The organism is Paraburkholderia sp. BL27I4N3, assembly GCF_003386115.1.
GTDB lineage: Bacteria > Pseudomonadota > Gammaproteobacteria > Burkholderiales > Burkholderiaceae > Paraburkholderia.
Genome location: NZ_QREJ01000001.1, coordinates 896,357 through 921,384 on the forward strand (window position 1 = coordinate 896,357; position 25,028 = coordinate 921,384).

At 60.9% G+C, this 25,028-nt stretch carries 22 protein-coding genes and 2 tRNA genes; 20 read left to right on the top strand and 4 right to left on the bottom strand.

The genetic code is table 11. The features are described 5' to 3' along the window. The first annotated feature begins 14 nt into the window (after positions 1-14). A complete protein-coding gene (locus B0G71_RS04090) occupies positions 15-1,493 on the top strand; it encodes a tetratricopeptide repeat protein (RefSeq protein ID WP_116139913.1) in 1,479 nt (492 codons plus the stop codon). Positions 1,494-1,559: 66 nt separating this feature from the next. Here B0G71_RS04090 and B0G71_RS04095 read toward each other — a convergent pair whose 3' ends face one another. Then, positions 1,560-3,233: an electron transfer flavoprotein-ubiquinone oxidoreductase gene (locus tag B0G71_RS04095; protein ID WP_116139915.1), complete on the bottom strand. Its 1,674-nt coding sequence runs from the start codon at positions 3,231-3,233 to the stop codon at positions 1,560-1,562. 187 nt (positions 3,234-3,420) lie between these two features. Between B0G71_RS04095 and B0G71_RS04100 the strand changes: the two genes are divergently transcribed. Both B0G71_RS04100 and B0G71_RS04105 read left to right on the top strand, forming a co-directional pair. After that, positions 3,421-4,197: an SDR family oxidoreductase gene (locus B0G71_RS04100; RefSeq protein ID WP_116139917.1), complete on the top strand. Its 777-nt coding sequence runs from the start codon at positions 3,421-3,423 to the stop codon at positions 4,195-4,197. A gap of 186 nt (positions 4,198-4,383) precedes the next feature. After that, complete coding sequence (locus B0G71_RS04105; protein ID WP_041758509.1) at positions 4,384-4,815, top strand: thioesterase family protein; 432 nt, start codon at positions 4,384-4,386, stop codon at positions 4,813-4,815. A gap of 141 nt (positions 4,816-4,956) precedes the next feature. Here the strand turns inward: B0G71_RS04105 and B0G71_RS04110 are convergent, their stop codons facing one another. Next, positions 4,957-5,502: a LuxR C-terminal-related transcriptional regulator gene (locus B0G71_RS04110; protein ID WP_106279195.1), complete on the bottom strand. Its 546-nt coding sequence runs from the start codon at positions 5,500-5,502 to the stop codon at positions 4,957-4,959. A 241-nt stretch (positions 5,503-5,743) separates the two neighbouring features. Between B0G71_RS04110 and B0G71_RS04115 the strand changes: the two genes are divergently transcribed. The 16 genes from B0G71_RS04115 to B0G71_RS04200 all read left to right on the top strand — a co-directional run bounded on the left by B0G71_RS04115 (position 5,744) and on the right by B0G71_RS04200 (position 20,691). Beyond that, positions 5,744-6,448 (top strand): CoA transferase subunit A, encoded by a 705-nt coding sequence (locus tag B0G71_RS04115; RefSeq protein WP_106279196.1) that lies wholly within the window; start codon positions 5,744-5,746, stop codon positions 6,446-6,448. A gap of 2 nt (positions 6,449-6,450) precedes the next feature. Then, positions 6,451-7,092, top strand: coding sequence for a CoA transferase subunit B (locus B0G71_RS04120; protein ID WP_106279198.1), 642 nt, complete (start codon positions 6,451-6,453; stop codon positions 7,090-7,092). Between the two features lie 295 nt (positions 7,093-7,387). Then, positions 7,388-8,302, top strand: a complete 915-nt coding sequence (locus tag B0G71_RS04125; RefSeq protein ID WP_116139918.1) for an alpha/beta fold hydrolase — start codon at positions 7,388-7,390, stop codon at positions 8,300-8,302. A gap of 83 nt (positions 8,303-8,385) precedes the next feature. Next, a complete protein-coding gene (locus B0G71_RS04130; RefSeq protein ID WP_106279733.1) occupies positions 8,386-8,739 on the top strand; it encodes a RidA family protein in 354 nt (117 codons plus the stop codon). 58 nt (positions 8,740-8,797) lie between these two features. Further along, on the top strand, positions 8,798-11,041 hold the full coding sequence (locus B0G71_RS04135) for a bifunctional (p)ppGpp synthetase/guanosine-3',5'-bis(diphosphate) 3'-pyrophosphohydrolase (protein ID WP_116117817.1): 2,244 nt from the start codon (positions 8,798-8,800) through the stop codon (positions 11,039-11,041). 131 nt (positions 11,042-11,172) lie between these two features. After that, positions 11,173-11,249, top strand: a tRNA-Val gene (locus tag B0G71_RS04140). 252 nt (positions 11,250-11,501) lie between these two features. Then, entirely contained in the window at positions 11,502-13,409 is a 1,908-nt protein-coding gene (gene thrS, locus B0G71_RS04150; protein ID WP_116139920.1) for a threonine--tRNA ligase, read from the top strand. Between the two features lie 49 nt (positions 13,410-13,458). Further along, complete coding sequence (gene infC / locus B0G71_RS04155; protein WP_074263967.1) at positions 13,459-13,983, top strand: translation initiation factor IF-3; 525 nt, start codon at positions 13,459-13,461, stop codon at positions 13,981-13,983. A gap of 249 nt (positions 13,984-14,232) precedes the next feature. Then, positions 14,233-14,430: a 50S ribosomal protein L35 gene (rpmI, locus tag B0G71_RS04160; protein WP_012433738.1), complete on the top strand. Its 198-nt coding sequence runs from the start codon at positions 14,233-14,235 to the stop codon at positions 14,428-14,430. Between the two features lie 29 nt (positions 14,431-14,459). Beyond that, positions 14,460-14,819, top strand: coding sequence for a 50S ribosomal protein L20 (gene rplT / locus B0G71_RS04165; protein ID WP_006052502.1), 360 nt, complete (start codon positions 14,460-14,462; stop codon positions 14,817-14,819). Between the two features lie 158 nt (positions 14,820-14,977). After that, a complete protein-coding gene (gene pheS / locus B0G71_RS04170; protein WP_181196504.1) occupies positions 14,978-15,991 on the top strand; it encodes a phenylalanine--tRNA ligase subunit alpha in 1,014 nt (337 codons plus the stop codon). A gap of 164 nt (positions 15,992-16,155) precedes the next feature. Then, on the top strand, positions 16,156-18,591 hold the full coding sequence (pheT, locus tag B0G71_RS04175) for a phenylalanine--tRNA ligase subunit beta (protein ID WP_116139922.1): 2,436 nt from the start codon (positions 16,156-16,158) through the stop codon (positions 18,589-18,591). A 69-nt stretch (positions 18,592-18,660) separates the two neighbouring features. Continuing rightward, the gene (locus B0G71_RS04180; protein WP_106279208.1) at positions 18,661-19,071 is read left to right on the top strand and encodes an integration host factor subunit alpha; all 411 of its coding nucleotides are present in this window, start codon (positions 18,661-18,663) and stop codon (positions 19,069-19,071) included. 46 nt (positions 19,072-19,117) lie between these two features. Then, complete coding sequence (locus tag B0G71_RS04185) at positions 19,118-19,531, top strand: MerR family transcriptional regulator (protein ID WP_116139924.1); 414 nt, start codon at positions 19,118-19,120, stop codon at positions 19,529-19,531. A 63-nt stretch (positions 19,532-19,594) separates the two neighbouring features. Continuing rightward, positions 19,595-19,671: transfer RNA gene (locus tag B0G71_RS04190), tRNA-Pro, on the top strand. Positions 19,672-20,145: 474 nt separating this feature from the next. Next, on the top strand, positions 20,146-20,691 hold the full coding sequence (locus tag B0G71_RS04200) for a thioesterase family protein (protein ID WP_116139926.1): 546 nt from the start codon (positions 20,146-20,148) through the stop codon (positions 20,689-20,691). A gap of 167 nt (positions 20,692-20,858) precedes the next feature. On the opposite strand, the gene B0G71_RS04205 is transcribed toward B0G71_RS04200, so the two are convergent. Both B0G71_RS04205 and B0G71_RS04210 read right to left on the bottom strand, forming a co-directional pair. Beyond that, complete coding sequence (locus B0G71_RS04205; RefSeq protein WP_116139928.1) at positions 20,859-21,914, bottom strand: threonine/serine dehydratase; 1,056 nt, start codon at positions 21,912-21,914, stop codon at positions 20,859-20,861. A 36-nt stretch (positions 21,915-21,950) separates the two neighbouring features. Next, positions 21,951-23,750, bottom strand: coding sequence for a cytochrome P450 (locus B0G71_RS04210; RefSeq protein WP_116139929.1), 1,800 nt, complete (start codon positions 23,748-23,750; stop codon positions 21,951-21,953). Positions 23,751-24,455: 705 nt separating this feature from the next. On the opposite strand from B0G71_RS04210, the gene bfr reads away from it, so the two are divergent. Next, positions 24,456-24,932 (top strand): bacterioferritin, encoded by a 477-nt coding sequence (gene bfr, locus B0G71_RS04215; protein WP_106279220.1) that lies wholly within the window; start codon positions 24,456-24,458, stop codon positions 24,930-24,932. Positions 24,933-25,028 lie beyond the last annotated feature (96 nt).

Genomic DNA, 25,028 nt, shown 5'->3' on the forward strand with positions numbered 1-25,028 from the left:
GCAGTGCCTTCTCCATGACCGATCTCAACTCCGCACCGTCCGCGAGCCACCTCGCGGGTCTGCGTGCGCAAGCCGCCACGCCCGACGCCGCCGCCGGCGACTGCCTGGCGTTCGGTCTGGCGCTGCTGCAACACGCCGGCCGCGACAAGGCGAGCCAGCGCGAGGCGCTTGCTGCGCTGGTGCGCGGCTATCAACTCGATCCTTCCTGCGAACCGACACTGCTGCATACGATTGCGCAAACGGCGTTCGTGTTGCGCGACTGGGGATTGGTCGACTCGGCCACCCGCCTGCTGCTCGCGCGCCATGCCGAAGACGCCAACGCGTTGATCTGGCGCGCGGCGGCCGTCCAGCAGCGTGATGACTTCGCCGCAGCCGAAGCGCATTTACGCGAAGCCGTGCGCGTCGTGCCGGGTCATCCGGTCGCGCTTCACAAGCTGGCGCTGTGTATCAAGGAGCAGGCGCGGTTCGCCGAGGCCGAGGCGTTGCTGCGGCAAGTGCTGGCGCTTTCGCCGCACAACGCCCATGCGCTGTTCGATCTGTCGGAACTCGAGATTCGCAGTGGACGTTTTGCCGAGGGCTGGGCGCATTACGAGTCGCGCATCGCGTTCGCGGCGGGCGAGCTGAATAACGCGCAGCAAGCCCTCGCGGCGATCAGTGCGCATTGGCAGGGCGAATCGCTTGCCGGCAAAACGCTGGTGGTGTACGGCGAGCAAGGCAATGGCGATTGCCTGTGGGCAGTGCGTTTTTTGCCGGTGCTGGCCGAACGGGCGCGGCGCGAGGGCGGCCGGGTGATTTTCGGCCACGACGGACCGTTGCGGCATCTATTCGAAAGAATGCTGCCCGCCGATTTGCCGCTCGAAACGAGTCTGGAGACGCAGCCGGATTTTCATTGCGGGCTGATGAGCCTGCCGCTGCGGCTCGGTATTGTCGACGCAACGGGGTGGGGCGCGCCCTACTTGAGCGCTGATCCTGCTCTTGAGCAGACATGGCGTGAGCGAGTCGAAGCGCACACGGCGGGTAAGCGCGGCAATCGCAAGGTCGGTCTGGTGTGGAACGGCAATCCGGACCATATCCGCGATACGCGGCGTTCGGTGCCAGTCGAGCAAATCGAACCGCTGTTGAATGTAGCCGGTGTGACCTATTTCGCTGTGTCGCCGGGGCGCGGAGAGACGGTCGCGCAGTGGCGGGCCAAGGGTCTCGACGTCGTCGATCTGACGCATCATTTTCAATCAGGCTTCGACGATGTCGCAGCGTTGCTCGCGAATCTGGATCTGGTCGTCACGATCGATAGCGGGCCCGCGCATTTGGCGGGAGCGCTCGGCGTGCCGACCTGTTTGATGATCGACCACGTCTCCGCTTGGTTCTGGGGCGATGGATCGCCGGAGACGGCCTGGTACGATTCGATCGAGTTAGTTCGACAGCCGCATGTCGGCGACTGGGCGCCGGTGGTGGCGAAGGTGCGAGAGCGGATTGAAGCGGCGGGGCGGGTTTGAGTTTGCTTGCCTTCACAGAGCGCCCGCGTTCAGAAGCGGGCGCTGCGAAGGCAAGTGAAGCATCGATTACATGTTCGGATAGTTTGGACCGCCGCCACCTTCAGGCGTGACCCACACGATGTTCTGCGTCGGGTCCTTGATATCGCAGGTCTTGCAGTGCACGCAGTTCTGCGCGTTGATCACGAGGCGTTCGCTGCCGTCGTCGTTCTTCACGAACTCGTACACGGCCGCCGGGCAGTAGCGTGATTCCGGCCCGGCATAGGTCTGCCAGTTCACGTTCACCGGCACGGACGGATCTTTCAGCGTCAGGTGAGCCGGCTGATTCTCTTCGTGGTTGGTGTTCGAGATGAACACGGAAGACAACCGGTCGAACGTGAGCTTGCCATCGGGCTTCGGATACACGATCGGCTTGCATTGGGAAGCCGGCTTGAGCATCTCGTGATCCCAATGCTGGTGATGCAGCGTCCAGGGCACATTGCCGCCCAGCAGCTTCTGCTCGATGCCGACCATCAGCGTGCCGAGGTACAGGCCCTTACTCATCCACTGCTTGAAGTTGCGTGCGCGGTGCAGTTCGGTGTGCAGCCACGAAGTCTTGAAACTCTCTGGATACGCGGTGAGTTCATCGCTGGTGCGACCTGCCTGCACGGCTTCAAAAGCAGCTTCGGCAGCCAGCATGCCGGTCTTGATCGCCGCATGCGAGCCCTTGATCCGCGATGCGTTCAGGAAACCCGCATCGTCGCCGACCAGCGCGCCGCCCGGGAACACCAGCTTTGGCAGCGACATCAGGCCGCCGGCCGTGATCGCGCGTGCGCCGTACGACACACGTTTGCCACCTTCGAGCACCGCGCGAATCGCCGGATGCGTCTTGTAGCGCTGGAATTCCTCGAACGGCGACAGATACGGGTTCGTGTAGCCGAGGCCGACCACGAAGCCCACCACCACCTGGTTGTTGTCCATGTGATACAGGAACGAGCCGCCGTAAGTATCGTTCTCCAGCGGCCAGCCGGCGGTGTGCATCACCAGACCCGGCTTGTGCTTCGAAGGATCGATTTCCCACAGTTCCTTGATGCCGATCCCGTAGACCTGCGGATCGGCGCCTTCGCGCAGCTTGAATTTATCGTTCAGCTGACGGCCCAGATGCCCACGCGCGCCTTCGCAGAAGAGCGTGTACTTCGCGTGCAGTTCCATGCCGAGCTGAAAGTTCTCGGTCGGCTCGCCGTCCTTGCCGATGCCGAGGTTGCCGGTCGCGACGCCTTTGACCGAACCATCGTCGTTATACAGGATCTCAGCCGCAGGAAAGCCCGGGAAGATCTCCACGCCCAGCGCTTCGGCCTGCTGACCGAGCCAACGCGTGACATTCGCAAGGCTGATCACGTAATTGCCGTGATTCTTGAAATTGTCCGGCAACGCCCAGGTCGGCACGCTCTTTGAGCCGGTTTCGGTCAGGAACAGGAATTTGTCTTCGGTCACGCCCACCGTCAGCGGTGCGCCTTTTTCTTTCCAGTCGGGAATCAATTCGGTGATCGCGCGCGGATCCATCACCGCGCCCGACAGGATATGCGCCCCGATCTCCGAGCCTTTTTCCAGTACGCACACGCCAAGCTCGACGCCTTTTTCCGCTGCCAGCTGCTTCAGGCGGATCGCCGCGGACAGGCCAGCGGGGCCTCCACCGACGATCACGACGTCGTATTCCATCGACTCGCGTGGACCGTATTGCTCAATGAGACTTGCGGGGGTCATTGATGCTCCTCTTACCGTTAGAATGCTTTTTTCGGGTTCGTATTGTGGGCGATGCACACCCGCACTGCAACCAGATGAACAGAGATTAGCACGATCGTTCTATTTCTATGATACGGTATGACCCGTAGTGACGGTCTTACCGCACCCGTCAACCGCAGCCGTAACAACAACCGAACAAGGAACGACAATGGGCCGTTCGATCAATCTGGAAGGCAAGGTCGCGCTGATCACCGGCGCCTCAAGCGGGTTGGGAAAGCGCTTTGCTCAAGTGTTGTCGCAGGCGGGCGCCAAGGTCGTGCTGGCGAGCCGGCGGACCGAGCGTCTGAAGGAGTTGCGCGCCGAGATCGAGGCCTCCGGCGGCGCGGCGCACGTCGTTTCGCTCGACGTGACCGACTACCAGAGCATCAAGTCGGCGGTCGCCCATGCGGAGACCGAGGCCGGCCCGATCGACATTCTGGTGAACAATTCGGGCGTGTCGACCACGCAGAAGCTCTCGGAAGTCACTCCAGCCGACTTCGAATATGTGTTCGATACCAACACGCGCGGCGCGTTCTTCGTCGCTCAGGAAGTCGCCAAGCGCATGATCATGCGCGGCAACGGCGCGCAGAAACCGTCGTACCGCATCATCAATATCGCGTCGATGGCGGGTTTGCGGGTGCTGCCGCAGATCGGCCTGTATTCGATCAGCAAGGCGGCTGTCGTGCATATGACGAAAGCCATGGCGCTGGAGTGGGGCAAGCACGGCATCAACGTGAACGCGATCTGCCCGGGCTATATCGACACGGAGATCAATCACCATCACTGGTCGACGGAGCAAGGGCAGAAGCTCGTGTCGATGCTGCCGCGTCACCGCGTCGGCAAACCGGAAGATCTGGACGGGCTCCTGCTGCTGCTGGCGGCGGACGAATCGCAGTTCATCAACGGCTCGGTGATCGCCGCCGACGACGGCTTCGGGCTCTCCTGAACGCAGCACGGCGCGGCCGGCGCTCGTGCTTGCCGGTCGCGAGGGCCCGGATTTGCGTCCGTTCGAAGAAACTGTTTTACACCCTCGGGCCTTTGTCTCTTTGAGGGCGCGCGCTATGTTGCTGTCTGTCTCTACGCCGGTCCGCGTGCCGGCTTCAACCTGATTTCAACCCGTTAAAGAAGTACGATGAGCGATTTTCACGCAGTTTTCGAGATGTCGATGCCGATCCGCTGGGGCGACATGGACGCCTTCGGCCATGTGAACAACACGGTCTATTTCCGCTACATGGAGCAGGTGCGGATTTCCTGGTTCGAACAGCTGGGCCTGGCCGGTAATAATGCCGACGGCCAGGGTCCGGTGATCGTCAATGCGTCGATGGAGTTTCTCAAGCAACTGCATTATCCCGGCGACGTGATCGGCCGGATGACGGTGGCCACGCCCGGCCGCAGCAGCTTCGACACGGGTTTCGAACTCGTGCGCGCGGACGATCCGAATACCGTCTATGCACGTGGCGCCGCGCGCTGCGTCTGGATCGATTACGCGGCGGGCAAGTCGGTGCCGGTGCCGGACCTGCTGCGCGAAACCATCGAGCGGGCGGCGCTGGTCAAGGTGGCGTAATAGCCGGGCCTTGAGCGACTTTCGTGGCGAACTGGCGGCGTTCGCTAACGTCGCCGTGCATTGCCGCTTGCCTCTGAGTGGCCTGCTAAAGGCGCGACTCAGCGTCGCGCGAACCAGCGTCCCGACACACGCGCCGCTGCTTCAATGCCCGAGCAGGCGCTGCAACAGTTCCGTCGCGTTACCCGTATCGTATTTGCGCATTAGCCGCGCCCGGTAGACATCGACGGTGCGCGGGCTGATATCCAGCACCCGGCCGATCTGCTTGCTGGTCTTTCCCGTCACCAGTTGCGCGGCGATTTCGCGTTCGCGCGGTGTCAGTTCGACCGCCACGCGCCGTGTCGCGCTCAAGTCCTCGAAGGTCCAGACGCCCGCCGCGTGCGGGTCAGCGCGTTCCTGCGCGCGGCCCGTCACGTGGCACCAGAACAATTCCCCGTTGGCCCGCTTCATGATGCGGTCGTCCGCGTAGCTGCCGTGCGCCGTCATGATGGGCGGAATCCGCGCGCCGATCCGCTCGAATTCGTCTGTGGACGGATACAGCACCTGGAACGACTGGCCGAGCAGCGACTCTCGCGTGCAGCCGAATATCGACGCGAGCTCGTCATTGCAGTCTTCGATAGTTCGTTCGCGCGACAGGACGAGTCCGATTGGAGCGAGCTGGAACGCGGTTTGATAATCCAGTGCGGGCATGAATTGGCGGCAAGTACTTATGTATTTTTGCGTATTGTGCCGCATGGCGCGCCCAGCGTACTCTTTCGAGCACATGACAACGCGGCGAAGCCGTCCGCGGCGGGCTTTGTACTACGCGCAGCGAAACCGGGGCGCGGCCCGCCGGGGATGACTAGAATGACGTGTCGGGCTCGGGCCCGCCCAACGTGATATCAGCCGCAACGATCCGAATTCGGGTTTCCATAAAGGAAGGGACATACTGATGAACAAGGTCTATCCAGGCGCCGCCGAGGCGCTGAAAGACATCGTCAAGGACGGGCAGACGTTTGCCGTCGGAGGCTTCGGGCTGTGCGGCATTCCGGAGGCGCTGATCGGCGCACTGCGCGATTCGAAGGTGCAGGGCATCACCTGCATCAGCAACAATGCGGGCGTCGACGGTTTCGGCCTCGGTCTGCTGCTCGAAACGCGCCAGGTCAAGAAGATGATCTCGTCGTATGTCGGCGAGAACAAGGAGTTCGAACGCCAGTATCTGGCCGGCGAACTCGAGCTCGAATTCACGCCGCAAGGCACGCTCGCCGAGAAGCTGCGCGCGGGCGGTTCGGGCATTCCGGCGTTCTTCACCAATACCGGCTACGGCACGCTGATCGCCGAAGGCAAGGAAACCCGCCAGTTCGGCGAAAACCACTACGTGCTGGAACACTCGCTGACGGCCGACGTCGCTTTGGTGAAGGCGTGGAAGGCCGACAAGTCGGGCAACCTGATCTACCGCCGCACCGCGCGCAATTTCAACCCGATGTGCGCGATGGCCGGCAAGATCACCGTCGCGGAAGTCGAGGAGATCGTCGAAGTGGGCGAACTCGATCCGGACGCGATCCATACGCCTGGCATTTTCGTGCAGCGCATTGTGCTCAATGCGAATCCGGAAAAACGCATTGAACAACGCATTGTCCGCGCGAAAGGAGACTGATCATGGCATGGACTCGTGACGAAATGGCCGCACGCGCGGCGAAGGAATTGCAGGACGGTTTCTACGTGAACCTCGGCATCGGCCTGCCGACGCTGGTCGCCAATCACGTGCCGGCGGGCGTCGAAGTGTGGCTGCAGTCGGAAAACGGCCTGCTCGGCATCGGCCCGTCGCCGACCGAAGAAGAAGTGGACGCCGACCTGATCAACGCCGGCAAGCAGACGGTGACCACGCTGCCGGGTTCGTCGATTTTTTCGTCGGCGGATTCGTTCGCGATGATTCGCGGCGGCCACATCAATCTGGCGATTCTCGGCGCGATGCAGATCAGCAAGAAGGGCGATCTGGCCAACTGGATGATCCCGGGCAAGATGATCAAAGGCATGGGCGGCGCGATGGATCTGGTCGCGGGCGTCAAGCGCGTGGTCGTGCTGATGGAGCACGTCGCGAAGGGCGATCAGCACAAGATTCTCGACGAATGCACGCTGCCGCTCACGGGCGTGGGCGTGGTCGACCAGATCATCACCGACCTTGGCGTGATCGAAGTCACGGACAACGGGCTGAAGGTGACCGAACTGGCGCCGGGCGTGAGCGTCGAGGAAATCAAGGCCAAGACGGGCGCGCCGCTCGATGTGAGCGCGGTTAGCTAATGGCGTGCGGCGAGGCCGTCTGAAGCGGTTTGAGGCGGGTTGAGGCTTGTTGAGGCCGCTGCGGCCGGATGTGGCTGGTGTGAGGGGCAAGCGGCCGCGAGGCGGTTCCCAGGCGGGCGAGGCGTGAGTCTCGCCCGTTTTGTTTTCTGCGACGGACATTCGTTTCGAGCCGTCCTATGCCATCCGGCCGACTCTTGCCGCTCGGCAAAGCGGTTTACAATCGTTTGAAGATTGAACGCATATCTGTCCCTGCTGTGCCCAGGCCGAACCCGCAGCGCTTTTGCAAGGAACCCAGATGACCGCAACCACGTTCGCTTCCACCACCGGACGGCTTGCGCCGCGCCAACGTTATGTGCAGTGCGCGAGCGCCGGTGGCTTGCACCGCATTGCTTATACCGAATGGGGCGACCCGGCCAATCCGCGCGTGCTGTTGTGCGTGCACGGCTTGACCCGTTCAGGGCGCGATTTCGACCGCCTCGCGCAGGAGTTCGCGGGCACTTACCGCGTGGTGTGTCCGGATGTCGCGGGGCGGGGCTTGTCATCGTGGCTTGCGAACCCCAACTTCTATACGGTGCCGCAATACGTCGCCGACATGGTCACACTCATCGCGCGCCTGAATGTGGAGACGGTCGACTGGTTCGGCACGTCGATGGGCGGCCTGATTGGGCTTGGACTTGCCGGGTTGCCCGAGACGCCGATCCGCAAGATGTTGTTGAACGATGTCGGTCCGCATCTGGAGCCGGCTGCGGTACAACGCATCGGCGAGTATCTCGGCAAGCCCGTGCAGTTTGAAACGCTGCAGCAAGGTATCGACTACGCAGCCTTGCTCGCGCAGACTTTTGGCCCGCTCACACCTGACGAGTGGCGCGAAATCAACACCCCGCTTCTGCACGAACAGGACGGCAAATGGCTGTTCCGTTACGACCCGCGGATCGCGCAGCCCTTTACCGCGACGACCGAGGAGGCGGCCAAGCTCGGCGAGGCCGCGCTGTGGCATTCGCTGGCCTCGTTTCAAGGGCCGGTGCTGGTGGTGCGCGGCGAGCTGTCCGATCTGCTCTCGCGTGAAACCGTCGCGAAGATGATCGAGACCGGGCGTGCGGTGTCGAGCGCGGAAATCGCCGGTGTCGGACACGCGCCGGCGTTTTTGTCGGCCGATCAGATCGACATCGCGAGGCAGTTCTTTATCGGACCGGCCACCGACGCGTCATAATATGCAGTTGCGCGCGGCGTCCTCGACGGGGCGCGAAGCGCAGCGCATCTCCGATCAATTTTCAAACCAACTCAGGATTCGCCATGGCAGTCATTCGTCACCACGTCGGCAAGCGCCTCTCGGAAATCGCCGTGCATAACGGCACCGTGTACCTCGCGGGCCAGATCGCCGAAGACGCGGATCAGGACATCACGGGTCAGACGCGCGAAGTGCTCGGCCACATCGACCGTCTGCTGGGCGAAGTGAACAGCGACAAGTCGCACTTGCTGTCGGTGCAGATCTACATCTCTGACATGGTGCACTTCGCGGGCATGAACGCGGTTTGGGACGAGTGGGTTGCACAAGGCGCCACGCCGCCGCGCGCAACCGTCGAGGCAAAGCTCGCCAATCCGAAGTGCCTGGTCGAAATCTGCGTAGTCGCTGCGCAGCGCGCGTAAGCTGGGCACGTGCAGTTGAAATTCCGTTGAATCGTCTGGCCCGGTGGGCCGTCGCACCATGAATACCGAAACCGTTACGAACGCGCCGAACCCTCTTCCTTCTTTCGATGAAGCGATGGCGTTCGTGCGCGAGCATGCGGGCGAGGTGCGGCTGTCGTCGGGCGAAATGCTGGCGGATCACGCGGCGGGCACGGCGTCGATCATGCGCAAGCTCAATGTCGATCCGCCGGCGGTGCTGGCGGCGGCGCTGTTTGCATTGACGCCGCATCTGCAGGACCCGGAGCGCCTGATCGCCGACAACTTCGGCGAAGAAGTCGCGCAACTGGTCGGCGACGTGCGCAAGTTGCTGCGCCTTGGCACGGTGAGCATGCGCGCCGCGCAGAACGCCATGCCTGAAGCCGGGCGCGATGCGCAGGCTGCGCGCCGCGCGCAGGTCGAGGCGCTGCGCAAGATGCTGCTCGCGTTCGCGCAGGATATTCGGGTGGTGCTGATCCGGCTCGCATCGCGCCTGCAATCGCTGCGTTACTACGCGGCGGCGAAAATCACGCCTTCACCGGACGTGGCGCGCGAGACGCTCGATATCTATGCGCCGCTCGCCAATCGTCTCGGGATCTGGCAACTGAAGTGGGAGCTCGAGGATCTCGCGCTGCGCTTCGAAGAGCCGGTGACTTACAAGCGTATCGCCAAGTTGCTCGACGAAAAACGCGTTGAGCGCGAGAGCTATGTCGCGCAGGCTATCGAACGCCTGCAAAAGGAATTGGCCGCGGCGCATATTCGCGCGGAAGTGAGCGGCCGGCCGAAACACATCTACAGCATCTGGCGCAAGATGCGCGGCAAGGAGCTGGACTTCGCCGAACTGTACGACGTGCGCGCATTTCGTGTGATCGTGCCGGACATCAAGGATTGCTACACGGTGCTCGGCATCGTGCACAACCTGTGGCAACCGGTGCCGAAAGAGTTCGACGACTATATCTCGCGGCCCAAGCCGAACGGCTACAAGTCCCTGCACACGGTGGTGATCGGCGACGACGGTCGCGCGTTCGAAGTGCAGATCCGTACGCACGAAATGCATCAGTTCGCCGAATACGGCGTGGCCGCGCATTGGCGTTACAAGGAAGCCGGCACGCGCGGTTACGGCGGCCAGTTCGCCGCCAACGAGAAGTACGACGAGAAGATCGCGTGGCTGCGTCAGTTGCTCGCATGGAAAGATGAGGTCTCCGAAGGCGAGCACGGTGAGAAGCGCGCGTCGCAGCCGTGGGAACAACTGCGCCAGGCCACGCTCGACGACGACCACATCTATGTGCTGACGCCGCAGGCGCGGGTGATTCCGTTGCCGCACGGCGCCACGCCTGTCGATTTCGCGTACCACTTGCATAGCGAGTTGGGGCACCGTTGCCGCGGCGCGCGCGTCGACGGCGCGATGGTGCCGTTGAACACGCCCTTGCAAAACGGTCAGACGGTGGAGATCGTCGCGGTGAAGGAGGGCGGGCCGTCGCGCGACTGGCTCAACCCGCAACTCGGCTATCTGCAAAGTCCGCGCGCGCGGCAGAAGGTGCGCGCGTGGTTCAATGCGGTCGAAGTGCAGGAACATATCGCCAGTGGCCGCGCGATGGTCGAGAAGACCTTGCAGCGCGAGGGCAAGACGTCGGTCAATCTGGATCAGCTCGCGGCCAAGCTTGGCTTCAAGACTACCGACGACTTGTTCTCCGTGGTGGGCAAGGAAGAATTCAGCTTGCGGCTCGTCGAGCAGGCGCTGCACGATGCGCCGCCGCCTGAGCCGGTGGTCGAAGCGCCGGAGCAATTCGAGAAGCGCAGTAGTGGCGCGAGCGTGGCGCGCGGCGCGTCCACGGGTGTGTTGGTGGTCGGTGTCGATGCGTTGCTCACGCAACTCGCGCGCTGCTGCCGGCCCGCGCCGCCTGACGATATCTGCGGCTTCGTTACGCGCGGCAAAGGCATGTCGATTCATCGCAGCGATTGCCCGACGTTCCTGCGCATGGCCGACCGTGCGCCCGAGCGTGTGTTGCAAACGGCGTGGTCGGCGGAGGTGATGAGCGGCCGCGGACAGTCGGTTTATCCGGTCGATCTCTCGATCGATGCAACGGATCGGCAGGGCTTGCTGCGCGATATTTCCGAAGTGTTCGCGCGCGAGAAAATGAACGTGATCGGCGTGAAAACGCAAACGCGCCGTAACGCTGCGTTCATGCAATTTACCGTCGAGGTCTCGAGCGCGGCGCAGATTCAGCGCGCGTGCACGTTGCTCGGCGAAGTCACGGGCGTGGTGCGCGCTTCGCGCAAGAGTTGACGAGTGTGCGACGCACGCATGGCCAGTCGAGGTATCTGCTGGGCATGCGTGAGCGCGTGAATAGAAATTTAAAGTCGGTGCATAAAAGTACTTGCCAAGCAGTGTGGCGCTCCATATAATCTCGTTTCTTCAGGCTCGTAGCTCAGCTGGTTAGAGCACCACCTTGACATGGTGGGGGTCGTTGGTTCGAGTCCAATCGAGCCTACCAACGAAAGAGAAATTCCGGCTTTGCCGGGGTTTCGCAAGCTGCAGTAAGCGCCTTTGGCGCAAAAGGCGAATACGGTTATGACACCGCGAACGTTGACCGAGACTACTTCGGAGCGACGCTAGTCGAGGACCACTTTCGCCACTGTAGTTAGTAGGAAATGTGAATGCGGCCCCTCGAAAGCGGGGCCGCATTTTTTTTGTTTTTTTGACCTGGTTGTATGTGCCACCGCCGGTCGGCACCTCGGAGAACGCAATGGTTTCGATACGTCTGCCTGACGGTTCTGTTCGACAGTACGAGCATCCGGTGACCGTCGCCGAAGTGGCCGCCTCGATCGGCCCCGGCCTCGCGAAAGCCGCGCTTGGCGGCAAGATCGACGGTGAACTGGTCGATACGTCTGCGCTGATCGATCACGACGTGGCGTTGGCCATCGTCACCGAGAAAGACGCGGACGGTCTCGATATCATCCGTCACTCCACCGCGCACTTGCTCGCATACGCGGTGAAGGATCTGTACCCGGAAGCGCAGGTCACGATCGGCCCGGTCATCGACAACGGTTTCTACTACGACTTCGCATACAACCGTCCCTTCACGCCGGAAGATCTCGAGAAGATCGAAAAGCGCATGCAGGAACTCGCGAAGAAAGACGAACCCGTTTCGCGCCGCGTAGTGTCGCGCGACGAAGCGGTGGACTACTTCAAGAGCATCGGCGAAAAGTACAAGGCGGAGATCATCGAATCGATTCCCGCTACCGACGACATCAAACTGTACTCGCATGGCGGCTTCACCGATCTGTGCCGCGGCCCGCACGTGCCGTCCACCGGCAAGCTGAAAGTATTCAAGCTGATGAAGGTCGCGGGTGCCTACTGGCGCGGCGATTCGAAGAACGAACAATTGCAGCGCATCTACGGTACGGCCTGGACGAAGAAGGAAGACCAGGAAGCGTATCTGCACATGCTCGAAGAGGCGGAGAAGCGCGATCACCGCAAGCTCGGCAAGCAACTCGATCTGTTCCACATGCAGGACGAGTCGCCGGGCATGGTGTTCTGGCATCCGCGCGGCTGGACGCTGTGGCAGCAGGTCGAGCAGTACATGCGCCGTCGCGTGAACGACGCGGGTTACCTCGAAATCAAGACGCCGATGATCATGGACCGTTCGCTTTGGGAAGCGTCGGGCCATTGGCAGAACTATCGTGAAAACATGTTCACGACGGAATCGGAAAAGCGCGACTACGCGATCAAGCCGATGAACTGCCCTGGTCACGTGCAGGTGTTCAATCACGGTCTGCGTTCGTACCGCGATCTGCCGCTGCGCTATGCGGAATTCGGCTCGTGCCACCGCAATGAGTCGTCCGGCGCGCTGCACGGTCTGATGCGCGTGCGCGGCTTCGTGCAGGACGACGCGCACATTTTCTGTACCGAAGACCAGTTCATCAGCGAATCGATCGCGTTCAATACGCTGGCCATGAGCGTCTACAAGGATTTTGGCTTCGACAATGTCGAGATCAAGCTGTCGCTGCGCCCGGACGCGCGTGCCGGCACGGATGAGACGTGGGATCGCGCGGAGCAGGGTCTGCGCGAGGCGCTGACGGCCTGCGGCGTGACGTGGGAAGAGTTGCCGGGCGAGGGCGCGTTCTACGGCCCGAAGGTCGAATACCACATCAAGGACGCGCTTGGCCGCTCGTGGCAGTGCGGCACGCTGCAGCTCGATATGGTGCTGCCGGAGCGTCTGGGCGCGGAGTACGTTGCCGAAGACAACAGCCGCCGCCGCCCGATCATGCTGCACCGGGCAATCGTCGGATCAATGGAGCGGTTCCTCGGGATTTTGATCGAGCACCATGCTGGTGCAATGCCCGCATGGCTGGCGCCGATGCAGGTCGTAGTCATGAATATCGCGGAAAGTCAGGCGGACTATGCGCGTTCTTTAGCCCAATCGTTGCAAAAACAAGGGGTTAGAGTAGAGGCCGATTTGCGCAACGAGAAGATTAGCTATAAAATACGCGAGCACACGCTGGAAAAGGTGCCGTACCTGCTTGTGGTCGGCGACAAAGAGCGTGAAGCCCAAACGGTAGCCGTGCGTGCCCGTGGCGGTGTCGATCTGGGTGTGATGCCCCCCGACACCTTCATTGAGCGTCTGCGTCAGGACGTGCAGTCGTTCAATTGAGCCACTTGGCAGCCCGGCTCGTTTTTTTAAATTTTAGAGGAAACGTAACATCGCTACTGATAAGTCTGCGCACCGCATCAACGGTGAAATTACGGCACCCGAGGTGCGTCTGGTCGGCGTCGAGAACGAACCGCTCGGCATCGTGAAGCTCGCTGATGCGTTCCGCATGTCGGAACAGCAAGACGTGGATCTGGTCGAAATCGCTCCGCAAGCGGTTCCGCCGGTTTGCCGCTTGATGGACTACGGCAAGTTCAAGTACTCGGAAGCGAAGAAGCAACACGAGGCCAAGCTGAAGCAGAAGATCGTCCAGGTCAAGGAAGTCAAGTTCCGCCCGGGTACTGATGACGGCGACTACAACGTCAAACTGCGCAACCTCATCCGCTTCCTCGACGACGGCGACAAGACGAAAATCACGTTGCGTTTCCGTGGCCGCGAAATGGCTCACCAGGAAATCGGTATGCGCATGCTCGAGCGCCTGCGCACGGACCTCGACGAAGTCGGTCAGGTCGAGCAGATGCCGAAAATGGAAGGGCGCCAGATGATCATGGTGCTCGCTCCGAAGAAAAAGAAGTAAGCGACCAGCGCTGCGGCGCACCATGTGGTGCGCGCTCTGGTTGTGAGTGAAGTTTGAAACGAGGCGGCGCCGGGTGTCCGGTGCCGCCTCAGCAGGTTTCGGAACGACGCGTGTACAATGCGCGTCGCTTCCCGAAAAGCGGCTGCCGGCAATTCAGGCGGTCTGCATACCAAGTGGAGTGGGTTTCGAAGGGCGGGTAATGGCCAATGGCCGACCGCACACCCATATCCATCTAATAATGGAGTTGTCATGCCGAAGATGAAGACCAAGAAGAGTGCTGCAAAGCGCTTCGTGGTGCGTCCGGGCGGTACCGTCAAGCGCGGTCAAGCCTTCAAGCGCCACATTCTTACCAAGAAGACCACCAAGAACAAACGCCATTTGCGCGGTTCGACGGCAGTTCATGATGCAGATATGAACTCCGTGCGCGCAATGCTGCCGTTCGCTTAACCCTTAACCGAAACTCATAGGAGCAAGACATGCCTCGAGTAAAACGTGGGGTTACCGCACGGGCCCGTCACAAGAAGATCATCAAGCTGGCCAAGGGTTACCGCGGCCGTCGCAATAACGTCTATCGCATCGCCAAGCAGGCGGTCATGCGCGCAGGCCAATACGCCTACCGCGATCGCCGCAACAAGAAGCGTGTGTTCCGTGCATTGTGGATCACGCGTATCAACGCGGCGGTGCGTCAGCACGACATGACGTACAGCGTGTTCATCAACGGCCTGAAGAAGGCTTCGATCGAACTCGACCGCAAGGTGCTGGCCGACATGGCTGTGTTCGACAAGGCTGCTTTTGCTGCGATCGTTCAGCAGGTGAAAGCCGCCGTTGCAGCCTGATTGCGCTTCTGGCAATTAATACTGCGTGGTTCGTTGCAGCGAAGATCCGGTAGTCTCGGTGACGCTGCAGCAAAAACGGGGCTCCTCACCGAGCCCCGTTTTTGTTGGTAGAACCAGTTTTGCTTCGATTGAACACTGACGTTGAAATGATGGGATCAATGGATCTGGACCAGATTGTCGCCGACGCGCAAAAAGCCTTCGCAGAAGCCTCCGACGTCACTACCCTCGAGAACGAGAAAGCGCGCTTCCTCGGCAAATCGGGTGCGCTGACCGAGCTGTTGAAGGGCCTTGGCAAACTCGACCCCGAAACGCGCAAGACCGAAGGCGCACGGATCAACCTCGTCAAGCAACAAGTGGAAGCCGCGTTGACGGCCCGCCGTCAGGCGCTGGCCGACGTGCTGCTGAACCAGCGCCTCGCCGCTGAAGCCATCGACGTCACGCTGCCGGGCCGCGGCACCGGCGCAGGCAGTCTGCACCCGGTGATGCGCACATGGGAGCGCGTCGAACAGATTTTCCGTACGATCGGATTCGACGTGGCCGACGGCCCCGAAATCGAAACCGACTGGTACAACTTCACCTCGCTGAACAGCCCGGAAAATCATCCGGCGCGTTCCATGCAGGACACCTTCTACGTCGACGGCAAAGATGCCGACGGCCGCCAACTGCTGCTGCGCACGCACACCAGCCCGATGCAGGTGCGCTATGCGCGCACCAACACGCCGCCTATCAAGGTGATCGTTCCGGGCCGCACGTACCGTGTGGACAGCGACGCGACGCATTCGCCCATGTTCAACCAGGTCGAAGGCCTGTGGATCGACGAGAACATCAGCTTCGCTGATCTGAAGGGCGTCTACACCGACTTTCTCAAGAAATTCTTCGAGCGCGACGACATTCTCGTGCGCTTCCGTCCGTCGTATTTTCCGTTCACCGAGCCGTCGGCCGAGATCGACATGTTGTTCGAAACGGGCAAGAACGCCGGCAAATGGCTCGAAATTTCCGGCTCGGGCCAGGTTCACCCCACGGTGATCCGCAATATGGGCCTCGACCCGGAGCGTTACATCGGCTTTGCTTTCGGCAGCGGCCTCGAGCGGCTCACCATGTTGCGTTATGGCGTGCAAGACCTGCGTCTGTTCTTCGAAAACGACCTGCGTTTCCTGCGTCAATTCGCCTGAACCGGCGCGTACGAACGCGACAAGCATAGAGCGCGGCAAGGCACACAGTGCCTGCCGCGTGCAGCGTCCCCGGCAGTGTCCGATGAATCGCATTGCATGAACATCGCGCCGAGTCAAAACATTGCCGGACGTGGACCTAACCTGATCAGAACGTACACAGAACCATGCAATTCCCGGAATCCTGGCTGAGAACCTTTGTCGATCCGCAACTGACAACCGACGAACTGTCGCACGCGTTGACGATGGCGGGTCTCGAAGTCGAAGACCTGCGGCCGGCTGCGCCGCCGACCTCGAAGATCGTCGTCGGCCAGGTGCTGGAAGTCGTCAAGCACCCGGACGCGGACAAGCTCAACGTGTGTCAGGTCGACGCCGGCACGGGCGCGATGCTGAACATCGTGTGCGGTGCGCCGAACGTGGCGCCCGGCATCAAGGTGCCGGTCGCGTTGGTGGGCGCGCAACTGCCGCCCGCTGAAGAAGGCGGCGCGCCATTCGCGATCAAGCTCTCGAAGCTGCGCGGCGTGGAAAGCCAGGGCATGCTGTGCTCGGCACGCGAACTGAAGCTCTCTGAAGATCATAGCGGCCTGCTGGTCCTGCCGGAAGATACGCCGATCGGCCAGGACATCCGCGAAACGCTCAATCTCGACGACACCGTGTTCGAGATCAAGCTGACGCCGAACAAGGCGGATTGCCTGTCGGTGTTCGGCGTGGCGCGCGAGACCTCGGCGATCACTGGCGCGCCGCTGCGCCCGCTCGAGATCAAGCCGGTTGAAGTGAAGCTCAACGAGACGCTGCCCGTCAAAATTTCGGCGCCGGATCTGTGCGGCCGCTTCTCGGGCCGCGTGATTCGCGGCGTGAACGCGCGTGCCAAGTCGCCGCAGTGGATGGTCGAGCGTCTGGAGCGTTCGGGCCAGCGCAGCATCTCCGCGCTGGTCGATATCTCGAACTATGTGATGCTCGAACTGGGCCGTCCGTCGCACGTGTTCGATCTGGACAAGATCCACGGCGGCATGGACGTGCGCTGGGGCCGCAAGGGCGAGACGCTCAAGCTGCTGAACGGCAACACCGTCGAACTCGATGAAACGGTCGGCGTGATCGCCGACGAGCAACACATCGAAAGTCTCGCGGGCATCATGGGCGGCGACAGCACGGCCGTCACGCTCGACACCACCAACATCTATCTCGAAGCCGCTTTCTGGTGGCCCGACAGCATTCGTGGCCGTTCGCGCAAGTACAACTTCTCGACCGATGCAGGCCATCGCTTCGAACGCGGCGTCGACTATGCGACCACCGTCGAGCATATCGAGCGCATCACGCAACTGATCCTCGACATTTGCGGCGGCGCAGCCGGCCCGGTCGACGATCAGATCGTCAACGTACCGAAGCGTGAGCCCGTGAAGATGCGTGTTTCGCGTGCGAACCACATCATCGGCATCAAGATCGATGCAGACGAAATCGCGCAGATTTTCACGCGCCTCGGCCTGTCGTTCGAGCGCAGTGAAGACACGTTCTCGGTGACGCCGCCGTCGTATCGCTTCGATATCGAAATCGAAGAAGACCTGATCGAAGAAGTCGCGCGCATCTACGGCTTCGAAAGAATTCCGGCACGTCCGCCGGTCGCGACCAGCGAGATGCGCGCGACCAATGAGACGCAGCGTTCGATCCACGAGATCCGTCACGCGCTCGCGGCGCGCGACTACGCGGAGACGGTGAACTTCAGTTTCGTCGACGCCGAGTGGGAACAGGACTTCGCCGGCAACGACAAGCCGGTACGTCTGCTGAATCCGATTGCGAGCCACTTGTCGGTGATGCGCACGACTCTGTTCGGCAGCCTGATTCACGTGCTGCGTACGAATCTGAACCGTCGCACGGCGGATCGCGTACGCGTGTTCGAAGCCGGCCGCGTGTTCCTGCACGATCCGTCGATCAAGGCCGGTGAGCTCACGGTCGAAGGCTTCGCGCAGCCGAAGATGATCGGCGGCCTCGCGTACGGTCCCGCGCTCGAAGAGCAGTGGGCCGCCGCCACGCGCACGGTCGACTACTTCGACGTGAAGGGCGACCTGGAAGCCGTGCTGGCGCCGGCCGTCGCCCGCTTCGTCAAAGCGGAACATCCGGCGTTGCATCCGGGACGTAGCGCGCGTATCGAACTGAATGGCCGCGCAGTCGGCTGGATTGGCGAATTGCATCCGCGCTGGATGCAAAAATATGATTTACCGCATGCACCGATTCTGTTTGAAATCGAAGCGGAAGCATTAATGCAGCGCGTATTGCCCATTCCGTCTGAAGTGTCTAAGTTTCAGCCGGTGCGTCGTGATATTGCGGTCGTCGTCGATCAGAAAATCGAGGTCCAGGCACTGTTGGACGAGCTCCAGAAGGCCCAGTCCGAACCCGCCTGCAAGACCGTTCAGAAGGTTGTGCTTTTCGACGAATTCCGTCCAAAATCAAACACTTCCGGTGGTCTGGGCGCTCACGAGAAAAGCCTTGCGTTCCGTGTGACCTTGCAAGATACTGGCGGAACCCTTCAGGATGAAACGGTCGATCTGGCTATTCATACTCTGGTGGAACGTCTGGCTCGAGTATATGGCGCACGGTTGCGCGGATAACCCGCATTTAACAATTGCACGGCTGTATCCGCATCCATTGTTTTCCGCTTGGCGCGCCATTTGATAGATATGAATGAAATGAACTCGAGTGATTTCGAAGCCCTTCTTACGGCGCAGCGTAGCGCCATGATTCGCGAAATTCCGACATCACCCGCCGTCGTTTCCACTGAAACGCCGACGCTCACCAAGGCGGAACTTGCTGAGTTGCTGTTCGACAATGTCGGGCTCAACAAGCGGGAAGCGAAAGACATGGTCGAAGCGTTTTTCGAGGTAATCCGCGACGCGCTGGAGAGTGGCGACAGCGTGAAGCTGTCGGGGTTCGGCAACTTCCAGTTGCGCGACAAACCCCAGCGTCCCGGCAGAAACCCGAAGACCGGCGAGGCGATTCCGATCGCCGCGCGTCGCGTTGTGACGTTCCATGCAAGTCAAAAGCTGAAAGCACTGGTTGAGAACGGCGCTGACGCAAGCTTCACGCGCTAATCGACTGGCGCATTCCTGCGCAACCCACCACGACGGCTAACTGACGATGACAGCGACGATCGAAAAAGTCGTCTTGCCTCCGATTCCGGCGAAGCGTTACTTCACGATTGGTGAGGTCAGCGAACTATGCGGCGTGAAACCGCATGTCTTGCGCTACTGGGAGCAGGAGTTCACGCAGTTGAGGCCGGTCAAGCGGCGTGGCAACCGTCGCTACTACCAGCATCACGAGGTGCTGTTGATCCGGCGGATTCGCGAGTTGTTGTATGAACAGGGCTTCACGATCAACGGCGCGCGCAACCGGCTCGATTCACATGGCGGTGGAGCGCACGGTGCGCCGGGCGATATGGTCGAGGAGGGCGAGGGCGCTGCGGTGCCGGCGGCAACCACAACCGCCGCCACGGTAGACGTCGAGCAGTTGCGTAAGGAATTGCTGCATGTAATCGATTTGTTGGGACACTAGTCGCGTTTGTGAGCAGAAGGCGGTTCTAATCGAATGAAGTGTCTGTTATAATTTTTAGCTGTTCGGGGCGTAGCGCAGCCTGGTAGCGTACCTGCATGGGGTGCAGGTGGTCGGAGGTTCAAATCCTCTCGCCCCGACCAAGATTAAAAAAGCCGCACGCCGTAAGGCGTCGCGGCTTTTTCGTTTTTGGTCGCCACCGGCAAGGCTGCGATCGTTCGTCGCGCCTATCACGATCAGATCAATTGATCCGCGTACCACTCCGCCTCGTGATGATCCAGATTGCTTTCGGCGCATTGTTAGCGATGAACGAAGGTACGCTGCCGCGCTTTCTAACGGAAATTTTTCCGACGCGGTGCGTTACAGTGGCTTTGCGTTCTGCTGCAACTCGGCCAATGAGCCATTCGGCGGAAGGGCGCTGAGACATTTGGGCTCGGCTCGTTCGATCTCGAGCAAGCCGGTGCGCGAGTCTACAAACAGCGGCTCGATCGCAGCCGCTCGTTTTCGAATAAGCGCTCTACAGATTTGCCCATCACCTGCATGCCGTTCCTGATCCGCCCGTCTACCATGCACATTTGCCCGCCGCGTGCGGCGCGTCTTGATCAACGGGTTTCCGCATGAGTCTGCTACTTCGTTTGTTGCTTCTGATAGTCACCAGCCGGCGCCGCAGCCGACTGCATGTGCTCGATATGTGCGTCACGCCGTTTCGCGTCTGGTTGAATGACCTCGACGTCTTGCTTCACATGAACAACGGCCGTTATTTCACGATCCTCGATCTGGCACGCGTCGATCTGATGATGCGCAGCGGCTTGTGGCGTCAATTGAAGGCTCAACGCTGGTATCCGGTCGTCACGCTGGAAACGATGCGTTTTCACCGCTCGCTCGAACTCGGCAATCGCTATGACGTCCGGACCCGCGTGATCGGCTGGGACGACAAGCATATCTTCATCGAACAAGGATTCGTACGTGACAATGCGCAAGTGGCGCTGGCCATCGTGCGGGCACGCTTTCTGAAGCGAAGCGGCGGTGTCGTGACTACTGCCGAGTTAATGCAACTGTCCGGTGTGACGCAGTCATCGCCGGCGTTGCCCGAATGGATCGCGCGTTGGAGCGAGGCCGAAGGAGGGATGGTGTTTCCGTCGGCTTCGTCCATTCCAGGTTAACAGGATGCGAGCGCCGTCGCGTGGCGGTAAGCACTCTGTCGTGCGGGTCCAGGCGCGCCCGCATCAAACGGCATCCTGAACGAACTACTGATACCACGCGCCCAATCGATCATTAGGAGCGCCAGCCGCGCTTGCACTTCCGTATGCGCCTGCGGCGAAGTGATGTTCTATTCATAGTTACGAAGCTGCGACGGCATGAGATACGCCGACCGGTCGCCATTCAGCACTGAAGCCAGAACATGCATATCGATGCCGCCTCCAGTTAGCACAGCGGCTATGCGCTTACCGGCAAAATAAGGGTGGAGAGCCGCGGCAAGCGCAACCGCGCCCGCGCCTTCGACGACAAGATGATTGTGCTTCGCCAGACAGCGGATAGCTTCGGCCGTGTCCTCGAGCGTTGACACAATGACGCCGTCCACCAACGCATTGAGGTATGGCCAATTCGCGTCGAGCACGGTCGAGACGCCGATGCCCGCGATCATGGGCGTCGAGTCGACAGATACGTCAACGATAGCGCCGGCCGCAAGAGAAGAATAGAACGGTGCCGCCGCTTCGCTTTCGCACGCATACAATTTCGCACGCGAGTCCCAATGCTCGCACGCCAGCGCAGTACCCATGATCAACCCGCCGCCGCCGAAGGGCACGAGGATCACGTCGACATCCGGCAGGTCTTCCAGTATCTCCTGTCCGATCGACGCGTCGCCGACGACCACATCGCGACACGCACAAGGATGCAGAAATTTGCCGGTTTCGCCGGGCGGTATTTCACCGCACAGTATTGCCCACCATCTTTCGTAGGGCACTTCGATCACCTCGGCGCCCAGCGAGCGAAGCGCCTCGATTTTGCTCCTTGCTGCTGTATCGGTGACATACACCCTGACGTCCGCGCCGCGAACCCTCGTCGCTTCGGTCACGCCAAGCGCGAAGTTGCCGGTGCTCGCCGTATAGACACCGTTCGCCAGTTGAGCGGCCGTAAGGCTCGATACCGCATTCAGCGCGCAGCGTATTTTGAACGATCCTCGTGGCTGAAGGTTCTCCGGTTTGAGAAACACGCTTCGATCCGTGGCAGCGGCGTAGGGCAACAGCGGTGTGCGGACGACGGTTCCCCGGATCGTCTCCGATGCGCGCTCGATATCGGCTCGGGAAACGTCGCCGAGATAGCCCGAGCCGACACCATTCCCGAACGGCGTGCGCGCATGATGCAGAATGCCAGGAAAGCTCATGGTGTCCTCGCTTTCGTATTCGTTTGAAGAGATCGACTAGCCACGCCGACGCAATTCGATGCGCAGGTTTCGCGGCACCATCGAAAACGCGAACACTTCCTCCACCTCGGCCGCGTCGTGCACCAGCAACAGATCGAAGTTGCGGCACAGCATGGCGACGGCCGATCTCACTTCCATCAAGGCGAGGCTGCGTCCCGGACACAGACGCGGTCCCGAGCCGAACGGCATGAACCCCGCCCGATGATGGCTGGCGGCACTCTCGCCGGTGAGCCAGCGGTCCGGATCGAATACGTCGGCCTCCGAATGGCCGCCTTGCTGCAAACCTGCCTCGCGCGTCAAAAGCGACAGCACCGCGCCCTTCGGGATCGCAATGTCGCCCACTTGCACGTCGTAATTCGGCTCGACTGCGAGAACGGGCGTAACGGATTTGAGCCGCATGGACTCGCTGATGACCGCGTTCAGATAGAGGAGCGCATCGCCCGCGTCAAAATCTTCGAGCATGGCCGCGGGTCCGATAACGGCATCGACTTCTTCCTGCATTTTTCGCTGGACGTCTGGTAGGGACGCCATGAAGTACGCCACCCAGGCGATGGTGTTCGCCGTCGTGTCCTGTCCGGCCAGCAGGATGGTGAACACATTGGCCAGCACTTCGTCGTCTGTCAGCGGCGCTTCTCCTTCCTGTTGCGCCATGAGCAACGCCTGGAGCAGATTCGTGGGCATCGCCTCCGTCTCCGAGCGCTGTGCGAGCCGTGCGCGATTGGCGGCGATCAGGTCCTTCGTGAGCGCCTGAACCGCAATCAACGCGCGATCGAGCGTCTTGTCGGCGGGTAGCTTGACGTAGTGCCAATAGGGGAAGGGCGCATTGATGCGCCGGTTGATCATCGGGAACACGACTTCGAGGTGCCGCTGGATCACGTCGCCCTCGCTCTCGATGGTGTCCATGTCATATCCGAACGCGAGATTGGTGGTGACGTCCACCGTGTATCGCATCAGATCCTTCTGGATATCAATGGATTGCTGATCGCGATTCGCTTTCTCCCAGCGTTGCAGCAACCGACGTGTCATCTCGCAGAGCAGCGGAAAGAAGGCACGCAGATGCAGAGGATCCAGTGCCTTGGCGACGAGTTGCCGTTGCCGTCGCCAGGCCTCGCCTTCCATGGAGAAAACGCCGTTGATGCCCAGTTCGCGCGCAACGGTTTCGATCACGTTCCAGCGGCGATAGGCGCCCGGGCGATCGCGCAAGACCTGACTGATGAGAATCGGATCGGCGATCGCAACGAACGGGCGGCCGATCAATCTGAACGTGTACACAGGGCCGAATTCTCTGGACCACTGTTCGAGGACGAGGTGCAGCTTCTCGGGACGTAGTTGCAACGTATTGCCGAGAAACGGAACGCGCTTTGGGCCAGGAAGCTGGTCAAGCGATCTCACGGGAGATTCGCGGCACGGTATTGTCCCAGCCGGGTCAGCGCGCTGCGCATTCCACGCGCGCACCTCGTTGCGATCGACTTTAACTTCGCCGTCCTCGACGATCGCGTCGAAGCGCTTCAGATTCGAACTAATCGCTCCCTGGTTGCAGCCTGACGAGCAGTCGAATTGCCAACTGTGTGCCCGGCAGGTGAGCACACCGTCTTTGACTGTGCCTTCGGACAGGAGAGTGCCTTGATGCGGGCAGCGTCCCTGAAAAATCGAAATGGCGTGACTGTGGCGAAGAACGATCAGATCGATTCCGTCGACGTTCGCCGCCTTGATGCCTTCGTCTTCGAGTTCTTTCGTGCGCGCTATCACTACCGTGTCCGGGGAACCCGAACGCACTGCCTGAAGACTCGCGTTCATTTTGTCGCTCCTTCGCGCCGGGCAGGCATCGTTTTTCATCGATCGTGTGAACACAAGAGAGGCTCCGGCGTCTTGTCGACGGCGAACGCTTTGCGTTGCAACGTGCAACCAGGTTCTTACGCGGCGTGAGGAAGCGGGCGCATTCATGTCACTGCGCACCGCATTTAATTGGCGTCGTGAGCGGGCACCGGGGCGGAATTCTGTGCCGGGTCTGTGCCACAGACAAGTCGCGATCCATGCTGTACTCCCCGAGGTCCGAGGAGGGCGCTCACCCAACCATACTAGTCGTTTATCGAAGGTAGCCAAGCACGCTATCTAGTGTCGTGCCGCCTTTTCGGCGCCTCGGTGACCCGGCTGTCGATTGCCGGATTGCGAGCGGTTGCCAGGGTTGGGAATCTTCCTGCGTACTACGAACTCTGCCGCGCATTGCGCGGATCGCATCGGCGGTCGCCCTGGCGGCAAAACCTGCGCTGCCGGTGGCACGGCGCTTGCCATGCGTCGTCTGCACCGACGCCAGCTTGCCGTCAGGCGTTGGTAACGATTCTCATTTTTTGCCCCGCCGGTTCGATGCGCTATGCTGGGGTAACGGCCAAAAATACAAGACGCGAGGCAGGTTCGGTGTTGGTGCAATGCCACTGAAGATCCTGCCCGATCCATCATCCTTCGCCGGCGCCGGGGGCTTCGCACACGAAACACGGAGGTAATATGCAAGGCGACCCAAAGGTCCTGGAATATCTGAACTCGCAACTGAAGAACGAACTCTCCGCGATCAATCAGTATTTCCTGCATGCGCGCATGTACAAGCATTGGGGGCTCGTCAAGCTCGGCAAGCATGAATATGACGAATCCATCGGCGAGATGAAGCATGCCGATCTGCTGATCGAACGTATCTTCCTGTTGAACGGCCTGCCGAATCTGCAAGACCTCCACAAGCTGCTAATCGGCGAAGAAACCAAAGAGATCATGGAGTGCGATCTGAAGCTGGAACAGATTTCGCAGGCCACTTGCAAGGAGGCCATCGTCTATTGCGAATCGGTTCGCGACTTCATCTCGCGGGAGATCCTGACCCATATTCTCGACGACACCGAGGAACATATCGACTGGCTCGAGACGAATCTTGAGTTGATCGACAAGGTCGGCATTCAGAACTATCTGCAATCGGGCATGGACTCGCCGGAGTGAGTTCGCTTTGGCGAATGTCCGACTGACAACGAACGGAACGCCGGCGGACCGGGCTGAACGTCAAGCGCGTCATCGTGAGGTGACCGGCGGGAGGTG

Excerpts from the sequence above, each read along its gene's own strand:
- B0G71_RS04110 (WP_106279195.1), bottom strand. The coding sequence starts at position 5,502 with ATGCCCGCACTGGATTATCAAACCGCGTTCCAGCTCGCTCCAATCGGA.
- pheT (WP_116139922.1), top strand. The coding sequence starts at position 16,156 with ATGCAATTCCCGGAATCCTGGCTGAGAACCTTTGTCGATCCGCAACTG.
- B0G71_RS04125 (WP_116139918.1), top strand. The coding sequence starts at position 7,388 with ATGACCGCAACCACGTTCGCTTCCACCACCGGACGGCTTGCGCCGCGC.
- B0G71_RS04180 (WP_106279208.1), top strand. The coding sequence starts at position 18,661 with ATGAATGAAATGAACTCGAGTGATTTCGAAGCCCTTCTTACGGCGCAG.
- rplT (WP_006052502.1), top strand. The coding sequence starts at position 14,460 with ATGCCTCGAGTAAAACGTGGGGTTACCGCACGGGCCCGTCACAAGAAG.
- rpmI (WP_012433738.1), top strand. The coding sequence starts at position 14,233 with ATGCCGAAGATGAAGACCAAGAAGAGTGCTGCAAAGCGCTTCGTGGTG.
- B0G71_RS04120 (WP_106279198.1), top strand. The coding sequence starts at position 6,451 with ATGGCATGGACTCGTGACGAAATGGCCGCACGCGCGGCGAAGGAATTG.
- B0G71_RS04135 (WP_116117817.1), top strand. The coding sequence starts at position 8,798 with ATGAATACCGAAACCGTTACGAACGCGCCGAACCCTCTTCCTTCTTTC.
- B0G71_RS04130 (WP_106279733.1), top strand. The coding sequence starts at position 8,386 with ATGGCAGTCATTCGTCACCACGTCGGCAAGCGCCTCTCGGAAATCGCC.
- B0G71_RS04100 (WP_116139917.1), top strand. The coding sequence starts at position 3,421 with ATGGGCCGTTCGATCAATCTGGAAGGCAAGGTCGCGCTGATCACCGGC.
- B0G71_RS04210 (WP_116139929.1), bottom strand. The coding sequence starts at position 23,750 with ATGAACGCGAGTCTTCAGGCAGTGCGTTCGGGTTCCCCGGACACGGTA.
- pheS (WP_181196504.1), top strand. The coding sequence starts at position 14,978 with ATGGATCTGGACCAGATTGTCGCCGACGCGCAAAAAGCCTTCGCAGAA.
- B0G71_RS04105 (WP_041758509.1), top strand. The coding sequence starts at position 4,384 with ATGAGCGATTTTCACGCAGTTTTCGAGATGTCGATGCCGATCCGCTGG.
- B0G71_RS04185 (WP_116139924.1), top strand. The coding sequence starts at position 19,118 with ATGACAGCGACGATCGAAAAAGTCGTCTTGCCTCCGATTCCGGCGAAG.
- B0G71_RS04095 (WP_116139915.1), bottom strand. The coding sequence starts at position 3,233 with ATGACCCCCGCAAGTCTCATTGAGCAATACGGTCCACGCGAGTCGATG.
- thrS (WP_116139920.1), top strand. The coding sequence starts at position 11,502 with ATGGTTTCGATACGTCTGCCTGACGGTTCTGTTCGACAGTACGAGCAT.
- B0G71_RS04115 (WP_106279196.1), top strand. The coding sequence starts at position 5,744 with ATGAACAAGGTCTATCCAGGCGCCGCCGAGGCGCTGAAAGACATCGTC.
- B0G71_RS04090 (WP_116139913.1), top strand. The coding sequence starts at position 15 with ATGACCGATCTCAACTCCGCACCGTCCGCGAGCCACCTCGCGGGTCTG.
- B0G71_RS04205 (WP_116139928.1), bottom strand. The coding sequence starts at position 21,914 with ATGAGCTTTCCTGGCATTCTGCATCATGCGCGCACGCCGTTCGGGAAT.
- B0G71_RS04200 (WP_116139926.1), top strand. The coding sequence starts at position 20,146 with ATGAGTCTGCTACTTCGTTTGTTGCTTCTGATAGTCACCAGCCGGCGC.
- bfr (WP_106279220.1), top strand. The coding sequence starts at position 24,456 with ATGCAAGGCGACCCAAAGGTCCTGGAATATCTGAACTCGCAACTGAAG.